The 26,910-nt window shown below is 40.8% G+C and carries 16 protein-coding genes; 15 read left to right on the forward strand and 1 reads right to left on the reverse strand.

Going from position 1 to position 26,910, the window contains the following annotated elements; all coding sequences use genetic code 11:
- Positions 1–33: 33 nt before the first annotated feature.
- The 4 genes from LZG71_RS02560 to LZG71_RS02575 are packed head-to-tail and all read left to right on the forward strand — an operon-like array spanning position 34 to position 12,582.
- Positions 34–2,349, forward strand: a complete 2,316-nt coding sequence (locus LZG71_RS02560) for a hypothetical protein (protein WP_233816671.1) — start codon at positions 34–36, stop codon at positions 2,347–2,349.
- Between the two features lie 4 nt (positions 2,350–2,353).
- Positions 2,354–3,892, forward strand: a complete 1,539-nt coding sequence (locus LZG71_RS02565; protein WP_233816673.1) for a hypothetical protein — start codon at positions 2,354–2,356, stop codon at positions 3,890–3,892.
- 2 nt (positions 3,893–3,894) lie between these two features.
- A complete protein-coding gene (locus LZG71_RS02570; RefSeq protein ID WP_233816676.1) occupies positions 3,895–12,081 on the forward strand; it encodes a hypothetical protein in 8,187 nt (2,728 codons plus the stop codon).
- Between the two features lie 15 nt (positions 12,082–12,096).
- Positions 12,097–12,582, forward strand: coding sequence for a hypothetical protein (locus LZG71_RS02575; protein ID WP_233816678.1), 486 nt, complete (start codon positions 12,097–12,099; stop codon positions 12,580–12,582).
- On the opposite strand, the gene LZG71_RS02580 is transcribed toward LZG71_RS02575, so the two are convergent.
- A complete protein-coding gene (locus LZG71_RS02580; protein ID WP_233816680.1) occupies positions 12,577–13,071 on the reverse strand; it encodes a hypothetical protein in 495 nt (164 codons plus the stop codon). The genes LZG71_RS02575 and LZG71_RS02580 overlap by 6 nt on opposite strands.
- 131 nt (positions 13,072–13,202) lie before the next feature.
- On the opposite strand from LZG71_RS02580, the gene LZG71_RS02585 reads away from it, so the two are divergent.
- The 11 genes from LZG71_RS02585 (at position 13,203) to LZG71_RS02635 (ending at position 26,910) form a co-directional block, all read left to right on the forward strand.
- On the forward strand, positions 13,203–14,129 hold the full coding sequence (locus LZG71_RS02585; RefSeq protein ID WP_233816682.1) for a hypothetical protein: 927 nt from the start codon (positions 13,203–13,205) through the stop codon (positions 14,127–14,129).
- A 5-nt stretch (positions 14,130–14,134) separates the two neighbouring features.
- Positions 14,135–15,721, forward strand: coding sequence for a hypothetical protein (locus LZG71_RS02590; RefSeq protein ID WP_233816684.1), 1,587 nt, complete (start codon positions 14,135–14,137; stop codon positions 15,719–15,721).
- A gap of 36 nt (positions 15,722–15,757) precedes the next feature.
- Positions 15,758–16,768: a hypothetical protein gene (locus LZG71_RS02595; protein WP_233816685.1), complete on the forward strand. Its 1,011-nt coding sequence runs from the start codon at positions 15,758–15,760 to the stop codon at positions 16,766–16,768.
- Positions 16,769–16,771: 3 nt separating this feature from the next.
- Positions 16,772–17,428 carry a hypothetical protein gene (locus LZG71_RS02600; protein ID WP_233816687.1) on the forward strand — a complete coding sequence of 219 codons (657 nt, stop codon included), beginning with the start codon at positions 16,772–16,774 and terminating at the stop codon, positions 17,426–17,428.
- A 21-nt stretch (positions 17,429–17,449) separates the two neighbouring features.
- Positions 17,450–18,679, forward strand: coding sequence for a hypothetical protein (locus LZG71_RS02605; protein ID WP_233816689.1), 1,230 nt, complete (start codon positions 17,450–17,452; stop codon positions 18,677–18,679).
- A gap of 487 nt (positions 18,680–19,166) precedes the next feature.
- Positions 19,167–19,487, forward strand: a complete 321-nt coding sequence (locus LZG71_RS02610) for a hypothetical protein (protein ID WP_233816691.1) — start codon at positions 19,167–19,169, stop codon at positions 19,485–19,487.
- Between the two features lie 2 nt (positions 19,488–19,489).
- Positions 19,490–21,448 (forward strand): hypothetical protein, encoded by a 1,959-nt coding sequence (locus LZG71_RS02615; RefSeq protein WP_233816693.1) that lies wholly within the window; start codon positions 19,490–19,492, stop codon positions 21,446–21,448.
- A 66-nt stretch (positions 21,449–21,514) separates the two neighbouring features.
- Complete coding sequence (locus LZG71_RS02620; protein WP_233816695.1) at positions 21,515–22,204, forward strand: hypothetical protein; 690 nt, start codon at positions 21,515–21,517, stop codon at positions 22,202–22,204.
- Between the two features lie 298 nt (positions 22,205–22,502).
- Complete coding sequence (locus tag LZG71_RS02625) at positions 22,503–24,503, forward strand: hypothetical protein (RefSeq protein ID WP_233816697.1); 2,001 nt, start codon at positions 22,503–22,505, stop codon at positions 24,501–24,503.
- Positions 24,504–24,505: 2 nt separating this feature from the next.
- Positions 24,506–24,691: a hypothetical protein gene (locus tag LZG71_RS02630; protein WP_233816699.1), complete on the forward strand. Its 186-nt coding sequence runs from the start codon at positions 24,506–24,508 to the stop codon at positions 24,689–24,691.
- Positions 24,691–26,910 carry a hypothetical protein gene (locus LZG71_RS02635; RefSeq protein ID WP_233816701.1) on the forward strand — a complete coding sequence of 740 codons (2,220 nt, stop codon included), beginning with the start codon at positions 24,691–24,693 and terminating at the stop codon, positions 26,908–26,910. The genes LZG71_RS02630 and LZG71_RS02635 overlap by 1 nt, the downstream gene beginning before the upstream one ends.

Consider the following 26,910-nt stretch of genomic DNA (forward strand, 5'->3'; position numbering starts at 1 on the left):
TACGGGAAGCGCGACAAGACTGAGGACTACTTCATGATTGATAAAGGACTTGCGTACCAGACTGGCTTGTTTGATATTCTGAATGTTATGAAGTGGGGTGAAGGTCGTTACGGCGAAAGAATACTTGACCAGGAGAGTAATCTTATTCTGAAAGGAGTAATGCACTCAGACCGGGATGTGGAAGCTAAGAAGCGTCTGATTGGTGAACATGTATTTGCAGAATTAGGCACTCATGCTGATTTTGGTGGTAGGTCGAATGTGGCTTATCAGGCTTATGCGGAGGGTGGGCAATCTTCACCTGAGGATTTGACTAAATTATTGAATGGACTTGAAGCCAAATTAAAAAAGAGCAAGGATGATGCTGCAAGATTGAGAAAGGAGGCTGAATCAATCCATAAATCAGAGACTATATCAGAAACTCAACGTGCAGAAAAAATCAAGCTCCTAAAGATTGCAGAGTTAAAAGAAAATGAGCTCTTAAAGATTGAGAAAGAGAAAGAAAATGTAGCAAAAAGTATAAAATATGTTACTGATCAATTTAATAGAGCAAATGTAGATACCCCAATAAAAAATTGGCTATTAAATTTACCTGATACAGACAAAGTATCTGAAAAAATACTTGATGCAAAAAAATCAATAGCAGGATTAACCAATAGAGAGAAGCAATTAAGTAATATAACTTCCGACAAATTTGACACTTATAGAATTGGAAATCCGAAAAATAACAATTACGGTATAAGACCAAAAAGTGATTCAGGAATCAAAAGCTCAGGATTTAGTAATGGTGCATTTCCAGAAAGTATTGAGTTTGTAGCTTCTGCGAAAAAGACAGAGACCGTATCAACGTCAAGAACTCCTGTAATACCGACTATTAAGGAAAGTCAACAAAGTGGTGCTGTGATTATCCCTAACACTTCAATTCAAGATAGAAGAGCTGCACGAAGATTAGATAAGAGTTCTACTTTGTCAGGTTCTGATGAAGTGAAAAGTAATCCATCAAATACACCACAAGTCTTTTCAGACTCCATGCAGGTGGGAACTTCCTACAATAAAGATGAAATTTCAACCTCTGATCTGATTGCTGCCAAAAGGATGTACAACGATTGGGCCAGAAAAAAGAAATTATCTACGTTGCCAACTTATGGAGTAACGAAAGATAAATCTGGAAACGTAACAGGTGCAAAATTTGACCAGCTTGACGAAACTGTATTGAAGTCATTCGAGGCCTTTAACAAGGATCCTAATAACTATAGAAAAATATCAGTTTCAGGAATTGACATCAAAGATCCCGTATCCGGCGACACTCAACAGATTGTTAAGTCAATTGGATTAGATAAGTTCTTGCCTGAAATACAGCCATTAAGGAAGATCGGTGGTTATGATAAAAAAGGAAACGCAGTATATGTTGACCCATCTGTAGATGTAAACACGATTACTGACCCGAAAACAGGCAAACTGACGATTCTCAATAACATTGATCCAAAAACTGGAAAAGATTTGGGAGGAGTAAATGATGATAATATGTCCGCGTTTGCTTCCGCATGGAACAAAAGTGGTGAAAGTGCTTCCACGTTAGAAAGCCCGTTTCCTGTGTCGAATCAAACTGACCAAGAATCAAGGGATGATCGCTTTACTCGTCAGAGTAATATTAGACAGGGATTGAATGCACTTACTGGTGTTACAGGTGCTTTGCTCGCGTCGAATCCCATTCCTAAATGGGTTCCAACACCTGAGTACGAAAAAATGAGGAATGAGGTGTATTCACAAAAAGATCAGGGATTCAGCCCGGAAGAGCAAGCTGCGGTGAATCAAGGATTGGTCAATAACTATGCTCAGGGGGTTGGTACAATTCGTAGCGTCGTAGGCAATGGAGGAAACCAAGGTGCTGTGCTCGCTTCCATGAATAGTCTGTCCCAGAATTTAGACAACAGCTATTTAAAGGCAGCACAACAGGACGTTGCTCTTCGTCGCCAAAACTTCGGACGTTACCAGAACATGGTAATGACTGATATGGGAATTGATCAGCAAATGTTCCAGCAAGATTATGCCAATGCTATGGAGACAAAGCAAGCCGGCCTTGCTATGGCGCAGGATGCAAGCCAGAAGATGTGGCAAGAGCAAATGTATCGTGAATCTTACGGGCCAGATACATTGTACAATGAATTACAAACAGCACAGTTGGAGCGTGAAAAGCGGTATACTGAGTTGATGAAATTACAGGCTGAAAATTTCAAACAGTCATTGATAGTTCCTACAACTCCCGCAACGGCAACACCAGGCTCAATTCCTTTGTCGACCACAACCAACAACCCGTTGCAAAGCAGATTTAGTAACATATTACCAAGATAATATCATGCCGATCGGAGGTTATTACAACAATTCTTCATCATTGTTGAGAGCGCTTGCTCCACCTACTTCTTATGCTCAAATGTCGGCGCAGAAGGACAGGGAGTTGCAATATGCAATGGCTTTAACTGAACAGGCAAGAGTTGACCAGCAAGAACAGGAACGGAAAATTCAGCTTTCTCAACAAACGTTGGCTCAGTTGAAATCTCTTCCGTTTGAAGGTCCAGACCAGCGTAGAATAAAAAGTTGGGTTCTTGATCGTGAGAAAGAAGTTGCCAAGCGGATTGAAACTGAATACAATGGTGATACTCAGAAATTCATTGATGTTGAAGGAATGAATTGGCTGCAAAATACAACATCACAATTGCAATCATCCGACCTATACAATGCTGCCCAACAGAATAAGGAAATGATCGCTATGGCAAAGGAAGCCATTAAGAAAAACCACAACCTTATTGGGAAATTAGGTCCAGATGGTTCTTATGTTACAGCTGAACAGGAAATGTTGAATTACTATTCCGGTGCAGCGCCCACCTTCAATTTTGATGGTAGTTACGATCCCAAAAGCAGCGTGATTGACCATTTTGGAAAGTTGGACAATCCTTATGGAAGCAAGTATGATCAACTCGCTTCCGTTCCTGCGGAGGATGTTCTTGGTTATTTGAGATCAGAAAAAGGTGATAGAGCCGCACAGGATCTCTGGTTCCGGGATTACAAAAATAAGAATGTTGGATACAAAAAGTACTCCATTGAAGATAAGCAAATGTTTGATCTTGGTGTTATGGACAAGGAATCAGCAATTGCAAGCCGTGCTGCCAGCACTGCCGCCAATCTCGCAAAAGCGCAGAATGAGGAAGCTGATAAGGTCAATAATGCTAAGACTTACAATGAAAGAACTTTGGGTAATCCTTTAACTGTAAATGAATTAGTAAGTTTCGATAAAACCACAAACATTATTGATTCGGCAATACCAAATTTAGGTATTAAAGTATCTGATCTTTTTGAGAAGAATGCTGGCAAAGCAACGATTAAAATGACCAAGTATGATTTCTCCAGAGGTAGTGAAGCTGCCAACGAAAGTGTTGGAATAACCGAAAGAGTGGTTAATGGAAAGAAAAGGTACACTGGTGAAATACCTGGCATTCTCACTACCGATGGATCTCCAAAATATGTAGATCTGGGCAAAATAAAACATACAGTAATTAAAAGCGATCCCTATATCTACCTGGATGGTGGAGATAAAGTTGCCAGCACTACACAAGGCGGTCCACCCAAAAGAGCATGGAAGTATTACGAAGTTCTCATTAGGAAAGACGATGCTCCTAAGGATGCTGTTAATGGACTAAAAACCGAAGTCAAAAAGGATAAAAATGGAAAGGGTGTAGAATTTTACAGAATCAAAGGCTACACCGGCCTTCCGGATATCTGGAACAATGAAATGTTAAATTTTGACTTGTCGAAACAAATTGGTGGCCAGAAACAGACAAATGAAATATTCAATTCAGCACCCTCGGTAGAAATTGCAGATTGGGATTACGAAAACTAAAAATGGGCAAACAACAAACTGAAAGTCAAGGATATGATTATTTTGGAAACATTAAATCTGTTAATGTTCCTGATGATGTTAAGAGAGTAATGTCCCAACGTGGTATTGACCCAGCGAAGTGGCAAAGCGAATTGAATGAGCGTATTTCGATTGGTGGTGAGACCAAAGCAGATGCTATTCAAAAAGCCTTCACAATGTTTGATCAGGTAGGCGGCACAACAAAATACAAAAGTATTCTTGATGACGTTAATCGATCTATTCAAAGTCGTCAGCAAGATATCTCTGACCGAAGGGAAACAAGAATTCAAAATGTTGAAGTTTCAGAAAACCCTTCCATTCAACAACAGGCTCCTGCAAAAAACGTATCGACAATAAAAGAGGATAGAAGTTCGTATACACGCGCATTTTTAGCTCCTCTGTACAATTCAATACTCAATCTCGCAGAAGGGACTGGTAAAGTTATTGTAGATATTGCAACCACGGGTGATAAATTAGGCGAACTCATTCCCGGCGAAAATGAAGAATTGCTTAATAATGCCAAAACTGCAAATGTCAGAAAGGCGGTAGCTGATAAAAAAATATCAGCTTTTTTTGATGGAATAAAAGCCGAAGTTGATAAAGAAACAAGTCGGAATCCAATTTCTTTCGAAAACGAAAAAGGGGAATTTGAACTGAGTTTTGATAGTGATCCTAAGAAATGGATGGCTGGGGTAGGAGGTGGATTAGGAAGTATGTTAAGCCTTTTAGCTCCCAACAAAAAAGTAGGATTCTTGATGAACTTCTCACAGATGTATTCTCAAAATAGCGATGAAGCATCCAAAGCCGGCCTTACAGGCATGGAGGCTATCGCTTATTCAACTGGAACCAGTCTAGTACAAGGTGCCTTAGAAATGGTTGGAGATATTGGGATACTCAACTCACTGAAAGGAAAAGCAGGAAAAGAAGTAATTAAAAGAGTCGCTGCCGATAAAAGTGCCAGAGCAATTTCTGAATTGGCAAAAAAAGGAATTACGCGTGAAGTTTTTGAAGATGTAGTTACAAAAACTTTTAAAGAAACAGTTGATGAGCTGAAAGATAAAAGTACTGTTGCTGCATACAAAGCCGTTGTTAAAAATGGCATGAAGAAGGCTGCGCAAGCAGGTGGAACAGAAATGGCTACCGAATTTTTGCAGGAATGGGCAAGTTATGGAGGACAAAGGGGCTATAACGCAATTTCCACAGCGGATGGAACACTTGAAGGTAATGGTCAATTCCAGACGAATGCGTTAGAGACTCTTGGAAATGCAACCTACGGCGCACTACTCGGCGGTTTTCTTGGTGGTGTTATTGGTCAGTTTGCACCGAATTCAAAAGAACTCAACGAAACACTTGGAGCATACATCAATGCTGATATAAAAGAGCAACTTACTGCCAATCCTTCTATAACACTGGATGAATTAAAAACCAGTTCCCGTGTAAATAAACTGATGGAAGTCGCCACCAGAAATGGTCAGTTCAATAATTCTCAGGGACAGTTTGATCAAGAGAAATTTAATGCAGTTCAGAATAAAGCTTCACAGCTTTACGATACTTTCTTCGATTTCAAAGATTTACCTGGCTTCTCAGCAGAGGATCGGTTAGCCATGTTTCATGTAACAGATACCAGAAATCAAAACTCTGAGAAACTTGGTGCAATTACTCAGGCAATTTCAGGGATTGGTGAAATCCAATCTGAAATCGACAACCTTATTTCCAGTGGTGGATCGCCGGTTGCCATAACAAAGCTCGAAGTTACAAAAGCGCAAATGGCAGACGGACTTGGTGAAATGAATACCATATCCGGCAAGTATGCAGCTCAGGAAGAAGTTGAAGCCAATATTCTTAGCACAGAAAATGTAATTAAACAGGCTATTCCGGAAATAAGTAGCACTGACAATGCCAGAAAAAAAATTGGTCGTGATTTTCTTTCAAGCAATTTTTTTCCTGAAAGTGAATTTGAGCCGACCATTGAAACTACTTTATCGGATGGTACCGTCGTCTTTAAAGATGAAAACAACAATTCAGTAAAGAAATTGATTGTAACACCAAATCCTAATCAAGTAAGTGTCAGTCAGCAACTGTCTGCTGGGAAAGATTATACACCGGTAGAAAGAGATCTGTATGATATCAAGCCAATTGATGATTTGAGATTATTCAAAGAAACTGCAAGTAATTTACAATCTGGTGCTACAACGACAGCAAGGGATATCAGCCAACCATTCTCTTTGTCTCTGGATTCAATCGATCTGATTGACGAAACAAAAGCGTTTGTTGTTGCTGCCAGTTCGGACCCTGCTATGGCTGCCGATCTGGAAACTCAATTGGGAAGTAATCTTGATTTTTACAATCAAATTGCAAGCCAGCCCGGAGCTGCTGCGGAAGGCATATTACCAATGACCAGAGATCAGTTCAATGCTGCCGTTGGTTTGGCACCGATAAGTACACAATTAGATACTCAATCATCGACTCAACCAGAAATTAAGGATCAAGGCGATGTAGATCCGCAAGAAGGAACAATCTTAGCTCAGCAAGAAAAACTGAACCGCCCATTTTCGGTAGAGAATGAATATTCGGCATCTGATTCAAGTATTGAAACAATCGAATATATTGAACAGGGAGAACAAAACCTTGATCCAGTTAGGATCGATTCGGCAATATCCGAATTACTTGGTTTACGTAAAAAATGGCAATCAACCAGAAAATCAAACAAGCGAGAATATACTCTGAGTCAGATTGACGATATGATTGCAGCAATAGAAAAGGATTTAACAATTCTGGCTGATGAAAAATCGTATCAAGAAGCACCTGAACTGAGACCTTCAAAAGAAAATTTGAAAAATGATTCGGAAGAATTAACTTCATCTGAAAATCAGCAAACAAAAAATGAAGATACTGACGGACAAGGAACTGACGACTCTACCGAAGAGCCATATTCAGTCGAATCTGAATACACTGAAGAGAGACAACGCGGAGAGGTTATTAGCGATATTGAGGCAAAAGAGGCAGAGGTACGACGAGGATCTGGACTTTCTGAACATGGTTCAGAGCAGACATCGGAAAGCGATGAAAGCACAGAAAGCGTCACCGGACTCACTGACACAATTATCGGACGCCTTGGAGAACTTGCACAAGGCCACGGACAAAGAGAGAAAGCAATTAGTAACTTATACGAAGAAACTGATGTACAACCCAATGACGGCAGTGATGGCCAGGAACGAACTGCGGAAACTGAGGGAGATTTAGAAAAACCAGTTACTGAGGTAAAGAGCAAGCAAAAAGGAATCAGGAAGGATAAACGAAAAATTAAAGACCCAGAAAGACTTCAAGCTCTTGCTAAATTCCCTGCCAATATTTACGAAGAAGTTTACCAGTATTTTGTTTCCAACGGTCAAGTAAACACCAAAGATGTAAATACACTTTTCAAAGGTACTGGTAATACTGAACGTCAAAATATGGTATCCAGTACTGCCGATTATGGCCTTACTGTTGATGAATTGGCTCACAAACTTTGGGAAGAAACCAACTTTGGAGAGCAGTTTCAAACATCTGACTATAAAGATGCGATTGAAGAGACAATCCTATCATACCCAGGACTGAAAGAACTTACTGACAGACTTAATGCATTGCCCGAAGAGGCAGTTGATCCAGACTTTGTTCCGGATGAAAATAACACTAATCCCGATGATATTGAGGAAGATGAGTTCTTAAAGAACGTCAGGAAATCCAATGAAGATCCTGATTATGTTCCATTCTCAAGAACGACAGCCGGCCAGACCGATCCTGAGACCACCAGACGTGTATTAGCGCAGATTGCCAAGGCTTTCCCGAAAATAAAAGTAAATATTGCCCAGACTCAACAGGAGTACCTGGACAATTTGAATTCAATCCCAACAGCCAGACAGGTATTCACAAAGGATAATCTTCCTTACGGTTATATCAATCCAGTGGACGGATCCATTAACCTGAATCCGGAAACGCTTAATACGAATACAGCCATCCACGAATTTGGGCACATTTGGAATATGTGGGCCAAGATGAACAATCCTGAGCTACATGCAAAAGGGATGGCTCTGGTGCGGGACAGTTCATATTTCAAAAGACTTCAAAACGATCCAAATTACCAGGGACTTACACAGGAGCAATTACTGGACGAAGCTCTGGCTACCGCTATTGGTGATAAGGGAGAATCTTTTGTTACACCAACCAGAAAGAAATCTTTCAAAGATTGGATGTTCCAGCTGTTTGACAACATCAAAGATTACCTTGGTTTTAGAAAGTTAACTTCTCAGCAAATTGCAGAACTTACATTAGACGAATTTACCAGTGGTGTTGTTTCTGAATTGCTTTCTGGTGAAACAATATCACAGATCAATAGTGATGATATTCTAAACATTTTGAGTGAAAATTTAATCGAAAAAGGTTTAGAGCAAAATTTGTCTTCAAAAAACACTCCTGTATTAGAAGTAAAAACCACTTTTAAAAACATTGCAGATGCAAAAGATTTTGCAAAGGAAAATCTAATCGGTAAAGGATTTAGTAATAAAGACACAGGAGAGATTATTACCGTCAGTAGAACCAGCATTGATAAGTCACTAAGTGCATCCGCATTAGGAAAATCAGTCAGCCATAAGCTTCATATTAACTCCATAAGTGTTTTGCCTGAACTTTTACAAAACAGTGTACTGGGAGAATCGTATGCAGATAGATCAGGTGACGGCAATATTCCTTTAATCCAAAGGCTATACGGAGCGATAAAAAGTAATGATGATATATACCGAGTAAAAACCACCGTTAAGACTGTCCTGAAAGAAGGAGATAGATTTTATACTTATGAAGTACAAGATATAGAGCTGATAGCAGAACGCCGGAATCAAAACCGGAAGGAAGACAGAACGAATCTTGCCAGCCCACTAATGCCATCAAACTCTATATCTAGTAGTGATATAGATCCTGAATTAGAACGCCGGAATCAAAACCGGAAGGAAGGCGCCCTTTCGGGAGGCCAGCCCACTAATAATCCAGAATCTATATCTATGACAAAGTTACTCGAAGGTGCATTAAAAAACAATGGTGAACCATTTTTTAGTAATACAGATCCTGACAATCAAAATATTGAAAGTGATTCACAATCTAACACAAGTGGTATAGGAGACATTCTTTTCCACCACACGCCAACTGTATTTGCAGCTCCAGGATCCGGAGAAACAATAGGAACGAACACAGAATTACAAAATGCTGCCAGAAAGGAGCTGATTAATGCTGGCGTTTTCAGAAAACTGGAAAAAGATAAGATAAAGAAAACTGTAACCGGCGGTGCGGTGACTACAACTATTGTAGAAAAAGGACTTTCGAAAGCCGATCAGAAAATTATTAATGAAATAGCTGAGCGATATGGATGGAAGTATATCGGTGCGAAATTTGAAACGGTTGTTGATCCGATAACAGGTGTAAAATCCCAGGTAAGGAATGACGATGTTTGGACCAGAGATATTTCAAAAGAAAATAATTCTTTCTTTACGGGTGATGGTAAAATGGTACTTATTCCTTTGAAGGGGAAAAGTGGCAAACATGGACGAGTATCTGAGACAATCCTTCAAACTGAACAATGGCTTGAAAAACTAAGATCAACAGGAAATGTCTTTTATAAGGCGGCCCAATGGTTGATTGATTCTGGTTTTGACCGGCTGAATAATATTGAAACCTTCGTTAAAACCATAGATGGTAAAGATGGGTTATTGAAATCCCTTATCCATGATGTGAAACGAGCCGCATCTGACAACCGGAATCATGCCATGAATATTATGGGAAGGGTTTATGAAGATGTTCGCCGTGATCTTGGTAAATACTCAATTCACAAAGATGCCAGCACGCTTGAAACAGCTGAGAAACTTCCAGTAAGTGTGATTCAATGGGACAGATCTAAGGGAAGTTCAGTAACAAGGAATGTTTCTTTGCCTATTTCGGTGGTGATGGATATAGTTGCAAATCACCAGTCTCAACGTAGCATGGGTGATGCCTATAATACAAAAAAGGTAAAAGATTCGTCAGGAGTGGAAAGAGTCGAAAACCACACTTCTGCTGTTATTGATAGCCAGTACGATATTGATCCTGATGATTCAACATTATTTTGGAAAAATGAAGGTAAAGTTGAATCTGTTCACAAAGGTGTACATTTCAAAAAGGATGTAATGATGGAAGCCAATTCAAAAGGTGAATTGGAGTTGGTGAAAGATGGCAAACAATATGGATTGTTCCATCAATCTGAAATGGATCGAATGGAAGATTATCTTATGTCCAGCGGTCCAGCTGACGTTCGTGCAGCTTATAAAAAGGTTCGTGCTGCCTTCAATGACAAAGCTGTTCGCGATATGATTCAAAAGGAAAACGATGAATCGATAAATCCAGATACTCCATTTGTTGTAATCAATGACTACTCGCCAATCCAAACCGTTTCGAATGTAAGCGCTCAAAACAGAGTAAATGCTTTTTCGCCAAACCTAGAAGATGCAAAATTGCTCAACGAAAGAACGGCACGGCCAGATGCAATTTATGGAAGTGATGTACTCGATAGCTTCGATTATTACAAAGAATCGGTGAGCCATATTTTGGGCAGCACTAAATTGGTTCACAACTTAAAAAACCTCCAACAGTCCATTATTACAGATTATGATGGAAAGATGAAGACAAGATTGAATGATATTTTGAATGGAACAATAGAAAACCTTCAAAATTATCGCCAATCTCAATTTGATATTTCCAAAAACGAGGAAGTGTTACGTCCCTTACTTTACCTGATGCATAAGTACACAGGTAATATATTCCGGAGTAACCTTGGTATCTCCACAAAACAGATTGGAACATGGTTCTCAGCAATGGGACTTGGCTACATTGATAACAAGTACATGTTTGGTAACAGGAAAATTTGGTCAACCATGGCTAATCTTTCATTTAGAGGATCAACCTCAGACAGGCTTGCCGGAGGAACTATTGTTGAGGCAACTGGCAAAGGATTGAAAATTCCAGGAGGTTTCGATACTGCTGAGGCTGGATTGATTCGCGATCTATTAGGAGAGGGTCTGACTGGTGATAAATTGGATAACCACAGAAAACGCTGGGCTACTGTTATTCAACGCACAATTTACGGACAAAGCCAGTACACTGAAACCGGAAATTTGGGTTCTTTGAGATTTACAAGTGCCGGCCGTAAGAGAGTAAAACAGATTTGGAATTATTTTGATTCTATGTTTGAAGAATACGGCATGGCTAATATAAGGAGATTGGACCGCGCGGTTATACTTGGATATAAGGTTGCTGCGGAACAACAAGCATTGGACGAATTAAGGCCTGGTGAATCTATAACTGATGATCATATTCAGGATAAAATTGCCAAGGCTGTCACAGAAACGCTATATCTCACCAATCAGATGAGTGATCCTGCTGATTTAACCATGATGCAGCGAAATCCTTCATTCGGTAATAAAGTTCTTGCAATGTATAGTGGTCAGACTCAAAAGTTATGGAACCAATTATCCGGTGCAACTATCGAATATTATAAATACAAGGACACTGCTAGTGCAGCGGATAAAAAATTGTTGCAAAACAGAATGACTGGTGCTCTTGTCTCTAACTTACTTATCAATACTATGTGGATGGCTTCTGCGAATATGGGAGTTAGTGTATTGCGGGGCTGGTTGGCTGGGGAAGAGGATAAGGAAGAAGGATACTACCAAGAGAAATTCATGTGGGATGTAGCGAGATATGGTACAGGTCTCGCACCAGGTTTATTTTCTCAAGTTGCTCAATATATGATATCAACCATAGATAACGAACAGTGGACTGATGAAATTTTTGATATTCCTGGATCAGATGTAATTGTTCAAGCTTGGAGCCTCACTCAAGGTATTTATGGACTTACTTCAAATATTTGGGACGATAAATCGGAAAAGGAAAACGATAAAAATATTTCGGATGCTGTTTACAACTTCTCCAAAGTATTTGGAGTATTTGGTGGACCTCCGAAAACTTGGACTGATCCTATTGTAAAAAGAATCAAGAATGGATTGAAGCCCCCAAAAGGTTTAAAGGCTTCCGATATAACATTAGATGAGGATTTGGACTTTGAGGAAGAATTTGAAGATGATGAATTTTATGATGATGATTTTGAGGACTAACTTAAACTAAAAACCATGCTTAATGTTTCAGAAGGAATTAATGTAGGGACCGAGCACGATTGCCGGTCGGTAGTTGATGGAAACTTTGCTGTAATACATGCATGTAAGATTCCATGCCACTGCGCAGGAGTTGGATATACAGGTAATCTTGACAAGGATCATCCAGAGTATCTGGTATCTGAGAAGGACAATCACCTTTACCTCAACATAATCGACGCAGCATTCCCCCTCAGCCCGAAATTTGGGGATCCGATGTTTCGCGCAGCGTTTCGTTTTCTTGAAAAATCATCCAAGACGAAAGAGGTTCTTATTCACTGTAATCAAGGTCATTCGAGAGGTCCGTCCATTGCTCTTGCGTACATGGCTAAAATGGATTTAATTGAAAACCAAACTTACGCCGCGGCCACAGAAGACTTCAAAAAAATATACCCGGACTATGAGCCGGGTAAAGGAGTTGTACACTATTTGGAAAATAACTGGAATGCTGTGATGCAATTATAGTTGATCAATTCTTTCGTCAAATACGCCCTCTTCCAGGCAAGTCCTCTTAATTAGTTGCCCGAGACCCAGAAAGACTTTACGATTATCGTAGTCCTTCTGGGTTTTTGGATTTATAGATCCCAAAAAATCAGCCCGGTGTCGCTGTTCAATATTCGGGTGATAGAATGGATAATTTAACTTTAGTGAAAATGTATTTTTCAAAAGGATGTAGCGCATAATACTTACAAACCACTTTCTTGCTTCCAAGATATTCTTTTCCTCCTCTGGAATATTAGCAGGCTGTCCACGCCTCAAAAAAGACTTTCCATGAAAGGCAATTCTGCCTATTTTGAAAAAATCCAAAACTGAGATTTCTACAATTTCTTCAATTGATTTTCTTCTAACCCTCTGCGCAATAAGCGTGTAGAATAATTCCTCCATACCGTTCTCTATCAACTGAATAGATTCTTTCAATTCTCTCACATCCTCCATTGATTGATCTGTGTCCATTTTTCCAACTACTTAATATAATGCTATTCAAAATTATAATAAAAAAATTAATATGACACAATAATCACACCTGTAATACCGGATAAGTTTGGGCATTAAACCATGCAAAAAACTATCAAATTATGGAAGGTATGCCAGATTTAGCTGCACTTAATTCCGCTTTTGGGATTGGGACAGAAACAGATTATTCACCAGTCGAAAAATCAAATATTAGCGAGAGGGATATTTCTCAGCTCAAAAATATTATGAATGCTGGCGAGCCTACCGGTATTGATACAAAATCAAAAGTTGAATCACCTGCAAAACCTGCTACTCCTGAATACATGAAGGAATATCAGGAAATACTTGAAAAAAAATTCGAGAAAACGGAGGACGATAAAACGGACTACACCAAGCGTGCTATTGAAGAACTGGGTTCAAGCTTCTCCCATATCAATACAAGGGATGCATTTGAAAACGAATTATTCACAAGACAGTCAATTTGGGAATACCTCGATCAACAGCCAAACTTCAAAATATTGGAGGATGTAGTTGAAGGAAGATACCCTTCCAGATTCTTGATTTCTGAAAACATCAAAAGTAGACTGGACCAGGATGATCCAAATTTTGAAGAAAATCTAAAGGCCCGAGTTGATCAGTACTTCGATGAAGATGAACTGAACGCCAAAGGTAAAGCTCGCTACGGTGAGATTATGAATGGTTACAAAAATGCAGTTCAGAATGCATACCATGACGCTCAGAGACATGCTAGCCAAGAACTTATAAAGCTAAATGAGTTCAAAGCAAACCTTACAGCCGAGTTAAAAACCTTCAAACCGGGTGGGGTAGAATTGGGTGAAGAGCTTGGTGCTCACATAGCCAATTATATCAGCGCTGGTAAAAACAAAGAGTGGCATGAGCAAACTCCTCCAACCCCAAAAGAGGCAGCTCAAAAAGAGATTATGATGGCCATTATGTCCGATCCAAAAGCACTTGCTGAATGGATCAATCTACTGGATATCAGAGGCCGGAACTACGGTTCCACAAGCGAAGCACAGAAATTCTTTAAAAACAATTAATAATCATGGCGAACCCATTATTAAGTCAAACCGTAAAGCGCAGACCACGTAAATTGGTTCTGGATATGCCTTTCAAGAACGATATGTTACTTGATAGCAACATATTCACATCTATCGTGATGTCCGAAAATCCAGGATCAATCATGTCTATGCTTGGTTTTGGTTTTGGTGAAAACATGGCAATCGGTGAGCATAGTGATCCTATGTTCCAAATGAAAACTGTTGGTATTGCTTCCAACTACATAAAAATTAAGGAGATCTGCGAGAAACGTGAACCTTTACGTGTAGTTGACAATAGCAAAGTGCCGGACGATATTCCTGCAAATGCTCACGTTCAGGTAACCTTACAAGGGCCTGTATTGGATGCAGATGAAAACGTTCACCTTCGTGACGAACGCGGTTTTGCTCGTGTTATTTCCAGACGTGTATTGGTTGACGGTAAAGCGGAATATACACTTCAAATGAGTGGACTTCCAGGTGAAATTTTCAGCGGAAGACTGTTTGAAGTTGGTGCTCCAATTAACCACCGTTTTGGTAACTCCAAAGGTGAGGCTTCTCCGGATTCTAACTTACTGTCTGGGGACGCAAACCAATCCAACACATTCTACAACCCGTTGCCTATTACCCGTTACAAATTGCCAATTACTGGTGATTATATGTCGGATGAAATGATCACCGTGGCTTCACGTGCTTTGGATGGCAGCAGCGAAGAAGAGTATAATACTGGACTTCCACGCAAATGGTTCCGTCAGGTTTTGGCTTCTATGGAAAACCAGATCCTTTATTCTACTGCCAACTTCAACCCAAACACCTTTGAAATTGGTGGCCGTAACAACAACTCTTCTTATCCAGAACGTCCAAGTTATGCTGGTATCATGCAGCAGCTTGATCAGGCTTCCTTCAAATGGACGCACTCTTATAAGGATAATTACCTGAACGGTATCCAGAAGATTGACCGTATCCTTCAGACGTTGTTCTACATGCCAGGTACAAGCAATAAGTATTTTGCTATGTGTCGTGGAAATGGAGCGCAATGGTTGCGTAATGTACTGAAACAGGGTGGACTTGCGAATTCTCCTGTACGTATCACAATATCTCCGGATAAAGATGATGCGATCGTTGTTGGATTCAAAGTTGAGAAATATGTTGATGCTCTTGGTAATTCACTTTACATCTACGACATCGGTAAAAACATGCTGCTTTCAAACGGAGACTATGACCTTACCACTTATGATGGTATGAAGGGAAGTCCTCGTTCGAATGACATCTTCTTCTTCTCAGCAACTAGCGAAATTGGTGGTCGTCCAAAATCAAAAATTGCAAAACTATTTGCAAAAGAAGGTCAAGGATTCGGCAACCAGAAGGTAAACAGAGGTTTCGTATTTGGTGTGAGCCGTGGTATCACTGGTGCCGGAAACGGATTCTCAGGTGCGCAAGCAATGTCAATGACAGAAGCAACTTTTGAAGAAGTGATCAGAAACAGTTCACGTTATCAAGTGCAGTCTCTGGTTGATGGTGACGAATACCACGCACTATGGCAAACTGCGCCATACATTGACCCTCGTGGGGTATGTAAGCTGTCACTCAGCTAGTAAATAGTAATAACAAACCATGCAAACAATACAACTATGAGTGGATTAGTAACTGTAACCGTAGGATCCGAATTCCCGTTAAGGGTAATGGAAGCTGGCTCCCAGAATTCTGTGGAGTTCGGATCTTTTGTATATCCTGGTAAAGATGGCGCTCTTGAGATGAAGCACTTCCAGGACGAAATGGCTCAGGTAGCTCCATTGTCTATCAATGGCCTGATCACCTTCGATAAATCAAACCCAATTGATCAGCACAATTTTGCGATGCTGAATCTCTTTCTAACTCAAAATCCTGATTGGAAAAAAGATATTTCTATCTCCGATCCAGAAGTTGAAATTGAGGAAGAATTGCAATTGTCTGCCATATCGTTTGAAGTTGAAACCTTTATTCGTAAGAACGAAAAGAACATTCCTCTTTTGGCAAAACTGTACAGACGTATTATCGGTCCAGTTAATGGCATTACAGAGAAGTATGTTTTCAACACGCTCACTATTCTGGCTAAAACTGATCCTTTGAAGTTCAAAACCAAAGGTGATTATGTGTATGAAGATCGTTCTTTCGAAGTGCTTTCATTGATTGATTCCTGCGTTGAAAGAGGTTTGATGTCGATTGACTTGGACGGTACGGTAAAACGTAAAGACGGGAAGATTTATGCTGAGAATATCGATAAGGCAGCTTTCTATTTGGAAGGTGATCATGCGGAAAGAACAACTCTTGAGAGACTTGTTTATGACAAGGATCCACAACCAATGAAGTATGTTCCTTCAATTGAAACTTCAAATTTGGCTGAATTTAAAACTCAGACCGGATCGGTAGCAGCGCAAAAATTTGATGGTTCGATTGATCCGGATGTTTTACTTGCTGAGATAAAGACTAACATTCCAAAGCTGGTTGATGAAGGTTTCTTTGAACGTACCGGACAGGGTGCTACAACTAGGTACAACTTCCCTGGAATACCTACGCCACAGTTCACGAAAACTGAGCTTGCGGAACATTTTGTAAAAAATCCAAAGCAATACGAAGATTTCAAAGAAAGAGCTAATCTATAATGAATGGCTAAACTAACCAATCTTGAACTGTACAAATATGCCCAGGTAAAATGGGATAAGTCCAACAGTCCGCACGAAACACCACCTGATTTCAAAAGAAGGTATGAAGAAGCAAGATTGGAATGGATGAAGTTAAAGTTCAAGGACTTCGAAGTAACAGAATCAGTAAGGTCAGACTTGTGGCCTTTCATCCGGGAGAAAGATTTCGGATCGACTAAAATAGTGAGATTTAAGGATGTAGCACCAGACAGACTTCTGTACAAAACGGCAGTCCATGGTGACTACACTTTTGCTTGTAATGGTAAGCAAACGACATACACTCTCCCTATTGTGCCACGAACCATTGACAATATGAATGCAATAGGTCAGGATCCATGGAATCAACCAGACGACACTGAACCGATGTATGTTGAAGGTAATGATGGAAGCGGTGCTTATCTGGAAGTACATAGTACCACGGTGCCTCAGAACTTAACGGTTCATTACTTAAAAGCTCCTGAGCCATTTGGCTTGTTGACTGACAGAAATGGATTCACAGAGGAAGAGGAAACTCAACAATATGAAATTATTGACATTGCCGTCAAAAAATACGAATTGAGTATTGAGAACTACGGTAGATTCCAAGGGATGGCGCAGGAGATTCAAACAAGTGCGATTTAACAATTATTAATAATAATAAAAATGAGAGATTCATCTTACGGAGGCCCACGAAGAGAAATTGGTGACTGCGGTTATGCTCCCAATATTGCAGTATACTATGATGGTAGCTCACCTTTAGTTCCTGTTTTAAGAGCCGGAGTTCTTTCCTTCGAGGGGGGACAATCGTTTGATTCAGGAAAAGGAATTGGATACAATGGCCCAAGTACACTAGGAGTCTGGTCACTTGACATTGATAGCATTTTAAAAGGTGGAGCTGGAACAAAAATTCGTTGCTGCAATCCTTCACTGAAAAAGAAGGTGCGCTTCAAATGTTGCGAACCAAACTGTGGAGAAAATGGCGAAAGGGTTTATATCGAACTTTACAACGAATCAAGCTGTGAGTTTCCTATGAACGAAGAAGACCGTTGGGTTGAGCCGTTCGAAGTTTACTTCCAGTGTGGTTGTGTTGAAACTTGCTGCCAGAAACTACGCAAACTTGCCGCGCTGATCAATAAGAATAAAAATTCACCAGCCGTTGCAACAGTCGTAAATGTTGGTACTGATTGGTTTCTTGAATTGGAATCCAAAATTGCCGGCAAAGACTTTAGAATTGTTGGTTTTGAAGGATTGACTCCACCGGACGTAATTGTTCCGAACTATCAGCAAAGTTTCACTGCAAAATCGACAAAGGACTGGTTCCCTAAAGAAATTCTTGGTGCTTGTGATCCTAACAAATGCCTGGCAGGATTAGAGATGTGGTTTTGGGATAAACGTCCTTTCGATGAAGGTGTTGGTTCTGTAACCAGTAATCCAACAAGCGAAATTTATCCGTTTAAATTGGTTCTGACTCATGCGATCATCCTGTTTGATCCGGCGATTGCAGCAAGTAACACTGCATTCACACGTTTGAAAAATATTCTTACGGGTACTACTGAGTACAACAAAGTACTGGTATCAACAGATTGCGATGATTTCCCAATTTACAAATACTGTATCATCCGTACGGATGCAGGGGATGAGGCAGCTCTTGAAGCAGTGCGCGCCGATTACACTGAACAAATAATTTCTATCAGCCGAGTAATCCATGCTGATGGCAAATCTTACTACACACTGACAAGCAAATCAGCAATACTTCCAGTAGCTCCGGAAGTGGTTGAACCAGCTGTTGCTGACGTAGTAAATACAGGTGCTTGTGGCGCAGATGACCTTCCTTGCAATCAACCAGATGGATGTCCTGAGGTGGAAGGTGCAGGAGGTTGTGTAGGATGCTAAGATAAAGCCTTTTCCTTGCATGGTTATGGCCTCGAAAGCTCCTGGACTTGTTCAGGGGCTTTCATCCCTTATAGCCATCGAATAAACAAACTATGACACTTAAAGAAACAATATCCCATTTACGAAAATCGCCTTTGGATGCCTGGTACTACTTGCAGGGAAATTTCCGATTGATGGCATACAGATCCAATAGATTCAAATGGATTTTACGAAAACACATCATTGAGCAATTCGAAAGACGAAGAGATCACGATGCGAAGATTTGCTACTTCAACGGAAGTTGCCTTTGCTGTACATGCGATACACCATCTCTTTTCTTTTCGAGTAAAGGGTGCAGCGCAGGTAAGGAAACAGACTGCCAAATGAGAGGATTGAAGAAATGCTATCCTCCTTTTGTAGGTCGAAAAAAATGGAATGAATTGAAAAGTTACATGAATTTCTAGTGGCGTATATAATAAGCCGTTAGAATATATAAATCATAAAAACCATGCAAAATTTCAGAGACTATAATCCAGCAACGAGAACAACCACCCTTAATATTGGAACGAGAAAATCAGGTGTTACAGTTGATGTGTATTTCATAAAGACACCCGAATGCCCGAAGATCACCAGCATGACTGCGGATTGCGGATGTTCAACACCACGAGACATTGGAGATAGCGTACTTGTAAAATACACACCTGGTCAGCTGGCCGAAGGTGTAATTGCATCTGGTCAAAATAGTCAGAATGTTCAAAAAGGAGTTCTTGTTGAATTTGAAAATGGCACTTCTGAGAAGATTTACTTTTTGGCTAAAATAGTGGCATAACAGTGGAAGATTTAGTAGAGGATATCGTCATTGATCAAATTCCGGAAGTTATTGATTACTCAACAATTTCGGTTCAGATATTGTACCGTCCGGTTTTGCGTGAAACGGTGCCGGATTGTCCTCCTCTTGACAGAAACAATGACGCGTTCAAATGGTGGCAGGAGCAAATAAATCGATGCTTATATGGCTGGATTGCGCCAGATGGTCACTATTTAAATGGCTACTTATATTTCTACCTCAATTTCGTAAAAGTGAAATTGCAGGATCCAGAAACCGAAGTCTGGGACAATGTACCTCCGTTGTATCGAGATAATGATGAAGAAATATTCAACATCATTTGGGGCAACAAGGCCAGAAGACTACCCAACGGAAAACTATCGCAAGCCAGAAACCACGTTGAAGCAAAACCTCGGGGTATTGCCTGGACCACTCTTAGTTTATTGGGAGTAGGATTATACACCTTTGTTTTTGAGCCAGAAAACCCGATCGGGAATGCGTACCCAAATCCAGATCAGGTAGGCAGAGAGTCTGTTGCGTTCCAAACCAGTTGGGAAGCTCTGCACCCGATGTTCAGAAGATGGAAAGGCAAACAGCTGACGATTGTCAATAACAGCTCTGACTTATTTAGTGTTGGGGAGAAGATCAAAGGCAATAAAATCAAAAGATTACACAACAGATGCATGTTCCATGTTATTGGTACAGAGAGTGCTGGGGTGTACAAAGGTGATAGGATGCACCTTATGATTGCAGTTGAAGCCGGTCTATGGAAAGGTGATTCTCTTAAAAACTACATAAATGAAAATGAACCCTGTATTGCTTCTGGAAAGTCAAGATGGGGGATGACACTGATTGGTGGTACATCCAACTTAATTATTAATAAAACCACCGCCTACAAGGATATTTTTGAGAGTCCCAAGATATTCAAAGCTACATGCCACTTTACCCCTTCAACGAAGGTTTTACGAGATCATATTGATTATCATACAGGAAGATCGTTGGTCGAAAAGGCTTTGGAAACTATCCAGGCAAAACGTGACGAAAAACTGGATGATCCGGTAACATACCAGCAGCTGTTGATGGAATACCCATTGACTCCCGAAGAGGCATTTATCCCGAACCTTCAATTAGCTTACAACTCGGCAACCATTAATAATCAGATCAGTAAGGTTAAAACAAACTACCTCGACACCTTATGGCGCCGCGGTATTTTGTACTATGAAAAGGATGTTAATGGCAGATCCACTGGTGTGGTAAAATTTACTGAAACAGGAGACGGTGACTGGTTGATCAATATGGAAGGTTTACCAAACCAACTGTACGAAAACCTTCATATCGCTGCAATTGATGATAGGTATAAATCCAGAAACCCAAACAAGAAAGTAGATAAGGATGCTTCCAGAAATGCCATGGTAATATACCGGCAGCCAACTATGTATCCAATTCGTTCTGATATGCCAGTCGGTTTATATCTTGGGAATGATGCTGATATGACTGTGGCTTATGAAGAATTTTACAAAGGGATGCTCTTCTGGAATATCAAGCAAACACTGTATGAGTACAATGCTGACGGCTTTATCATCTTCTTGAGGACGGAAAAGAAGGATCTCCAACGATTGTATTTCATTGACGAGGATCCGGGCATCAAGGTGACACCAAAAATCAAGAATGAGTTGACCTACCTTGGTAATCAGTACTTCAATGATGGCAGATACCAGAATTGCACTTGTGTTCCAATACTCGAATCCTTATTAATTTGGGGAGGTGCTACAAACACAGATATTGGTTCTGCTTTTCACTTAGTTCTTCTCCTGTTACACCTCACGAAAGATAGCATTGTGACCATTCTTAATGAGAATAAGATCAATCAGGGTACATACATAATGCTGGGGCAAAATTACAACGAAACTGAATATCATTCAGAAACATCTACATACTTGAAAATGGGTAGGAGAGTTGCCTGAAAAAATTAATATGACACAATAAGCTCATTGTGGTAACTAGGTACTTTCATAAAAAAAAGACAATCAATGATTTTCCCGGATTTTCAAATCACTCAAAACGAATGTAATTCCTTTGTTTTTAAGGATACAACGCCCAAATACTCGAATGAGAATTTAGGTGGTTATGGTGGTTTGAATCCAAACGCAGAAGAGGTCACAAAGACAATTGTGACGCTTGATTTTGGAAAAGGTCAGGCATACGAATTGATTTCTTCCTACAATCAGACTAAACCAGACTGGATCATCCACGCTGGTGATATCCCTATCAATACCGCTTCAAATTCCGACTGCAACGATTGTGGCCCCGTTCCTTGTGGATGCGAGGACTGCGATGATAGCCCCAAGCTCGAAGCAGATTGTCATGGATTCCTTACGGGTTTCCCTTCTGGATGCATAATCGTTCGGCAGGAGATATTCGTATGGGATCCACTCACCAGTCGGGATAAGTCAATCGGATTGAAAGTAAAACAAATCGTTTCGGTATGTGCCCAGGAAAGAAAGTTCATTGAGATCGCTCATAAACTAACTTTGCCAAATGAATGTGGTGCTTATGACTTCTTTAAAAGCGAAGAGAAGCGCCTCCAAACTATGCGTGAATTTTCGCTGGCCTGGACAAAGCTGAGTCTACTACAGACACACTCACCTCACTGTGGATGTGACTGTATTGCTTCCAGTATCAGGCAGATTGACAACTTTCTGGATAGCATAAAACCATGAGAGTAATATCAGCCACAAACCTCCGGACACGAATTGAGAAATCTGCATGTAAGATGGATTGCGAAGCTGTTGCTTTGGCGAAACAAGGAAAATCATCGAAGGGCACTGAGGATGCGCTTTTTGAGATAATGTTCATTCATACATTCCTACCATACTGGAATACAAGCCAGCTAAAACAGAAGGAATGTTACCTACACGATAAATTCGGAATATAATGGGATGCAATAAATGCCACCAACAAAAATGCTGCTGTCCACCTCCTCCATGCTTTGATTGCATTGAAAAGGAGACAGTAATCGTGCGTTGTGCGCCAAAACGTAATGTATGCGAAGAGTTGGTTGATACTCTTCGAGATATTCTTGGAGCTAAACCCAAATGTCGTCTACAACTTGCCAATCCGATTATATCTGGCAATACTGTTACACTCAATCCAATAAATGGTGAAGGTATAATCGAATTTAGTAAGGATGCTATTCTATGGCAATTAAATCCAACGTTCATCCTACCAAACGGTCAGCATCGTCTTTTTGCACGCGAGGCTGGTAATATGTCCTGCATTCAGAATGTATTGGTAACAGTGAATGTTGCCTGCACTCCAAACTGGGTTGATGAATCTCCACAAGTTACAGAGTGTCGTTCAAACCGAACTTTTATAAAAAGAAAGGATGGTTGTGGTAATACTGATTGGAGAGATTCAGGAATGCCGTGCAATGTTGGCGGATGCACAGAGAAATGGGAGGATATAGAACCACAATTAAAAGAGTGTTACAACGGTTTTGAGCGAATTCGTACTCACAATTCTTGTGGAATATTCGGGTGGAGAACCACAACGACTCCGTGCTCTGGTGGATGTACTCCAAATTGGGTGGATGTAGTTCCACAAGAAACTGAATGCCGTAGCAACAAAATATTCACAAAGAGACAAGATGGTTGTGGCAATTTCGATTGGCGTGACTCAAGTATTTCTTGTGGTGGTAGTGGTGGTGAATGTACTACACCAACTTTCGCACTTTCAAAGATCGATCCTACTTGCTCAGGGACTGAAGGAGCAACCAATCCAAATGGGAAACTTATGCTTTCCCTGTACAATAACGGAACACGTTTTCAGGTGTGCCAGGATTCTACATTCTCTTGCACCCCAAACTATAATGCCGCTACTCCGATTACGGGAACCGGGCCAATAGAATTGTTCGGTAGTATTTCATTCACGATCGGTCAACAGTATAAGGATTACTCTGTAAGAATGTACAATCTGAAAGCTGAGTGCTTCTCTGACATGTCATTCAGGTTCCACAATCCGTGTTTCGTAAGTACAGAATGTGAGCTTCCACTATATTCTGGAATGGTTTCAAATCCAGCTACCTGCGAAGGTTCTGAAATTCAGAATAATGCCAGCGTAAAATTGACAGGTGTAGGAAAGACAACAAGATATGGTCATTCAATAGGAACAGTGTATTCCGGGCCAAGTTATGCAGATGCAGTTCAACTGGCAGGTTCGGAAATTTTGATAATAAACCTTCCTGGTCAATCAACCACATTGCCGGTAACTATTCGTCAATTCAACGGTAGTGATAATTGTGTACAGGATGTTACGGTGAATGTTGCACCTTCTATTTGCAATGGTGAATGCGAAAGCTCCCCAACCTTCACCAACAAGTTTGCAACTGAGGCAACATGCGCAGGAAACACTGTAAATAATGATGCGAGAATCACCATTGATGGAGTTGTAGGTGCTTATAAATGGGGTTACTCAGAAGGAAGTACTTACACTGGTCCTGATTATGCAGGAGCAACAGATGTGGTTGGATCTACAATTAGCATCCTGAATTTGCCTGGTCATGCTGAAAACAAAACGTATTCTTTCAGGCTATTCAATTCCAGCGAATGTTACACGACAGACGCGCAGATCGTTCCTGGAAAAACGTGTTCTACTGCCTGCGTGAAGCCAACGTTTGATCTTGAATTCAGTGCTGGAACTTGCACAGGAACTGAATCCAACAATGATGGGCAGCTCCGAATAATCAACCGTGCGAACGCAAACAAATTCCAGATATGTGTTGATGCCGGCTGGACTTGCACCCCAAATTATGATGGATCACCAGCTGTAACAGGTTCGGGACCAATCGTAGCTCTTGACAACATCGGATTCTTACCAGATCAGGAATTCAGAGACTTCTTTGTGAGAATGTACAATGGATCAGAAGATTGCTACGAAACGAAAAATGTGAGAATCCCAAATCCTTGTTTTGGCGCGTGCTGCACACTTGAAATTTTATCTGTAACACTTATTGACGATTAACCATGGAAGAATTAAGACTCATCCTGACGGACACTGACCGTCAGGAAGCGATAAAAGAAGCGAGTGTGTACAACAGGAGCTTGAAAGTATACGAGTATTCAGGTTCCGGTTTTCAGGCTTCCGGCAAAACCAGGGATTTACTCATTAGTAATCTATTGAAAACAATCAGAATAATCATAAGAGGATAATGGCAACATACATAACACGACAAAGTATCGAAGGTGATTTGCTAATCACCAATGAACGTGTAGGCGACGGTTGTTGGACAGATGGTGAAGGTGATTACATCCCAAATTCTCTATCTCTTGTAATAGACGGCACTGAATATCCAATTGCAGCACCCCAATTCTTCGGATTTGGATATTTCAACGTGTTTTTACCTGCCGGAGTATTCTTAAAGGGCGGCGATAGCGTTAGGCTAAAATCTAACTGTTCTGCTGACGACAGTATTGCTGTAATTACATTGCCTATTGATCTGGTTCTGACCACATCTAACGCAAGTACTTGTAACAACACTTCACCAATCAAAGCTACTTACAAGGATAGGATTCGTGTATTTATTGGCGGAAGGGAAGGGGATGAAGTGTTCAATCTCAGCGTTAACGGAACCCCTCTTAATGTCAATGAATTTTTCAAACAGACGGGTTCATTAGGTACACTCACTTCAACAAATGGGGATTGGAAGGCAGATCCTGTTGAAAACTCAATTTACTTCTCTAATAATTTGTACTCGCCCACGAGTGAAATTAAAATAGAAATAATTGATGATACTGCATACTCAACAGTTCGGTTCGGTTACCTGGAAGCCATTTTTAGTACCGGAGAGTTGTACCTTATCGACTATATCGGTGATGCAGAAGAGCAACCATTTGGCACATTCGCCAATGGTGATATTATTGAGATAGAATCGACACCGGGATCTTACATCGTTAAGAAAAACGGCACCTCGTTCTATACAGCTGAAAAGACAGTTGATTACACCCTTCCAACTAATGGTGGATCAATTACACCCGATCCATCTGTTGCCGGGATCGATTCCACATGGACGTTGCCAACAACGCCTGGAAATTATGCAATTCAGGTTAAGCTCGGTGGTCAAATCACAGCGGTTGCAAATGCCACAATATCTCCATGCCAGTTGACAGCTGATCCTAAGACGAGCAACGCAAACAAAGGAACGCTGAACAATGTGATTCCTCCTTTGTCGGGTGGAGCGCCAACCAACTGTAATGTTGCCAGCTACAAAATCAAGTCGCTGCCTGCATGTGGAACATTAAAGTTGAATGGTGCTGCGGTTGCTGACGAACAGACAATCGCTTTGGCTGACATAAGCAACCTGCGCATTGACATTCCAGCCAATTGCCCGGGGACTTCTGTTGTGTTCACTTACGCAAGCGTATCAAACCTACCGGGTTGCCAGGAATCAACTCCTGTTAATATCACTGTGAATTTGGCTTCCGGAACGGCTGATGCTATCGACGATTCATTTTCTGGACCAAAAGGAACACCGATCGTTCACAATGTTTCGACCAATGACGTAAAATGTACAGTTGGTAATACCTTCTATGAGTTAGTTGCCGGTTCAGCGCAAAACGGTACAGTTTCGGCATTCGATCAGAATACCGGTGCTGCGACCTTCACACCAGTAAATGCAAATTACGTTGGGCCCGCACAATATCAATATCGAATTCTATGTGGCCTGACATTGGGAGATGCTGTTCCAATGGATACAGCGACTGTGAAGCTCTCATTCTTTGGAGGCGATGCGGTGGATGATACCAATACCACTTATCGGGATGAACCCGTCAATGGAAATGTAAGCACAAACGATACTGCTACCTGTGACGGTCCTGTTACGTATCAGGTTATATCAGGATCCGCACAAAATGGATCAGTTACAGATTTCAATACTGTAACCGGAGCGTACACCTTCTTACCGGCAGTTGGTTTTATTGGACAGGCTCAGTTCCGGTACAACCTACTTTGCAATGGAATTGTAATTGACACTGCAACAGTGCGCATTACAGTGGCCGGTTCGATTCTTAATCCTGATAGGGAAACTACGCCAATCAACACGCCAATTTCAGGGACGATTGAAGATAACGACACTTTCACCTGTACAGAGCCAGTTTCTTTTGCTCTCGTGGCAGGAAGTGAGTTCAATGGAACAGTGTCAAATTTCAATCCAACGACTGGCCAGTACACTTTTACTCCAGCTCTAAACTTCACAGGAGTTGGAGGATTTAAGTATGAAGCATTTTGCGGAACTACTAAGGTGGGAGAAACAACAGTGGAGATCACCATACTGCCAAGTTGCGATATATGTGCAGAACTGAAGATCATTAAGCAATACTTCAAAGCACTGCATTGTGATATAGAATTCATTAAAAAACATGTAACCAGATAA

It is taken from the genome of Dyadobacter sp. CY312 (assembly GCF_021390535.1).
Lineage (GTDB): Bacteria > Bacteroidota > Bacteroidia > Cytophagales > Spirosomataceae > Dyadobacter.

What these genes read in the sequence shown, in the direction of transcription:
- LZG71_RS02600 (WP_233816687.1), top strand. Translation starts at nt 16,772, where the DNA reads ATGGCTAAACTAACCAATCTTGAACTGTACAAATATGCCCAGGTAAAA.
- LZG71_RS02580 (WP_233816680.1), bottom strand. Translation starts at nt 13,071, where the DNA reads ATGGACACAGATCAATCAATGGAGGATGTGAGAGAATTGAAAGAATCT.
- LZG71_RS02565 (WP_233816673.1), top strand. Translation starts at nt 2,354, where the DNA reads ATGCCGATCGGAGGTTATTACAACAATTCTTCATCATTGTTGAGAGCG.
- LZG71_RS02560 (WP_233816671.1), top strand. Translation starts at nt 34, where the DNA reads ATGATTGATAAAGGACTTGCGTACCAGACTGGCTTGTTTGATATTCTG.
- LZG71_RS02570 (WP_233816676.1), top strand. Translation starts at nt 3,895, where the DNA reads ATGGGCAAACAACAAACTGAAAGTCAAGGATATGATTATTTTGGAAAC.
- LZG71_RS02610 (WP_233816691.1), top strand. Translation starts at nt 19,167, where the DNA reads ATGCAAAATTTCAGAGACTATAATCCAGCAACGAGAACAACCACCCTT.
- LZG71_RS02595 (WP_233816685.1), top strand. Translation starts at nt 15,758, where the DNA reads ATGAGTGGATTAGTAACTGTAACCGTAGGATCCGAATTCCCGTTAAGG.
- LZG71_RS02620 (WP_233816695.1), top strand. Translation starts at nt 21,515, where the DNA reads ATGATTTTCCCGGATTTTCAAATCACTCAAAACGAATGTAATTCCTTT.
- LZG71_RS02585 (WP_233816682.1), top strand. Translation starts at nt 13,203, where the DNA reads ATGCCAGATTTAGCTGCACTTAATTCCGCTTTTGGGATTGGGACAGAA.
- LZG71_RS02590 (WP_233816684.1), top strand. Translation starts at nt 14,135, where the DNA reads ATGGCGAACCCATTATTAAGTCAAACCGTAAAGCGCAGACCACGTAAA.
- LZG71_RS02575 (WP_233816678.1), top strand. Translation starts at nt 12,097, where the DNA reads ATGCTTAATGTTTCAGAAGGAATTAATGTAGGGACCGAGCACGATTGC.
- LZG71_RS02635 (WP_233816701.1), top strand. Translation starts at nt 24,691, where the DNA reads ATGGCAACATACATAACACGACAAAGTATCGAAGGTGATTTGCTAATC.
- LZG71_RS02630 (WP_233816699.1), top strand. Translation starts at nt 24,506, where the DNA reads ATGGAAGAATTAAGACTCATCCTGACGGACACTGACCGTCAGGAAGCG.
- LZG71_RS02605 (WP_233816689.1), top strand. Translation starts at nt 17,450, where the DNA reads ATGAGAGATTCATCTTACGGAGGCCCACGAAGAGAAATTGGTGACTGC.